The organism is Parafrankia soli (assembly GCF_001854695.1).
In the GTDB taxonomy this organism is placed as follows: domain Bacteria; phylum Actinomycetota; class Actinomycetes; order Frankiales; family Frankiaceae; genus Parafrankia; species Parafrankia soli.
In genome coordinates this window covers 1-1,267 of the sequence record NZ_MAXA01000178.1, presented here as the reverse complement: position 1 = coordinate 1,267, position 1,267 = coordinate 1, and the positions used below count along the sequence as shown (strand labels likewise).

At 73.9% G+C, this 1,267-nt stretch carries 2 protein-coding genes; both read right to left on the bottom strand.

The features are described from left to right. On the bottom strand, nt 1–715 hold a 715-nt coding region (locus tag BBK14_RS14550; RefSeq protein ID WP_198541286.1), incomplete at its 3' end, for a hypothetical protein. A 162-nt stretch (nt 716–877) separates the two neighbouring features. Beyond that, on the bottom strand, nt 878–1,267 hold a 390-nt coding region (locus BBK14_RS14545; RefSeq protein ID WP_206744667.1), incomplete at its 5' end, for a hypothetical protein.

Genomic DNA, 1,267 nt, shown 5'->3' with positions numbered 1-1,267 from the left:
CGGTGTAAGGAGCCGGGATGATCGGGCGGATCGTCGCCGTCGGACTGGTGTAACGGCCGACCTCACCCGTGCCGGTCAGCAGCGCCGCCAGGAAACGACGCACGACATCACCGACCGGATCGTCCGGGTCGACCGGGGTGCTGTAGCCCAGGGCCGGCGCGTCGGTGAGAGCCGGCGGGCAGGCGACCCGGTCCGGCATTCGGGTCGCGCTGTACCCGACGGGATCGCCCTGCGCCCCGGCGCCACCGGCGGCCGCGTCGCCGCGGGCAACCAGCGACACCCGATAACAGGCAACCCCGTCCGGGACGAGATCACCCTGCGCGGTGCGGGTGAGCTCGTCGACGGCGACGGTCACCGTCCAGTAGCCGGCCGCCGCCTCCGCGGCCCGCAGAACCGTCACCTGCCCGGCCTGGCGCACCCCCGCGGTCACCCCGTCCAGCGAGGGTGCGCCCGGGAAGAACATCCGCAGCCGTGACTCCTGCCCCTCGCCCGCCGTGAGGAACGCGGCAACGAACGCCTGCGCCCACCCCGCCGGCCCGGTCGCCGACCGCCCCGGTGCCGCCGGCGCACCATCGCCGTCGGGGCGGGTCCACCATGCGGCGACACCCCCCACCGCCCCGACGATCACCAGCGCCCACAGGGCGACGGTCGCCGCAGCCGTCATCCACATGGCCCGGCGCGCCACCGGGATCGCCGGCCCACCGACATCCCCCACCTCGGCCGCACCCGAGCCCCTCCGGCCTCGCCCTAGCACCGACACCCCCCTTCAGCGATGCGGAAGCAACACCCAGGGAAGGCACAGCGGATCAAGGCAACGCGACACGGAAACCCGCACGACGTCGAAAAATGTTCAGGCGACGTCCGGCGCCGCGGACGGTCAGGCCCAGGCCGGCTCGGGCAACGGCCAGCGACCCGCGGCCCGCGCCGCGCAGGCCAAAGTCGCCTCGGCCCGCTGACGCCGCCGGCGCAGCGTGTGCGTCTGCGTCCCCTGCTCGGCCGCGATTTCATCAGGGCTGCAGTCGGTCAGCCGGGTCATCGCGACCAGCCGCACCGCCTGCTCAGTCAGCACCTGACTGTCACGCGCCCACCGCAGCAGGCCGATCAACGCCGCGGTGTAGAAGGAATGCTCATCCACCGCAGGCCGGTGGCTACCCACCGCAACGTCCAGATCGGCATGGCGCTGCACCGGTTGCTCGGCCTCGCGGGCCGCGGCCACCATCCGCGCCAACCGGGTGCGGACGTCGCTGAGCAACGCCAGGTTCGCCGC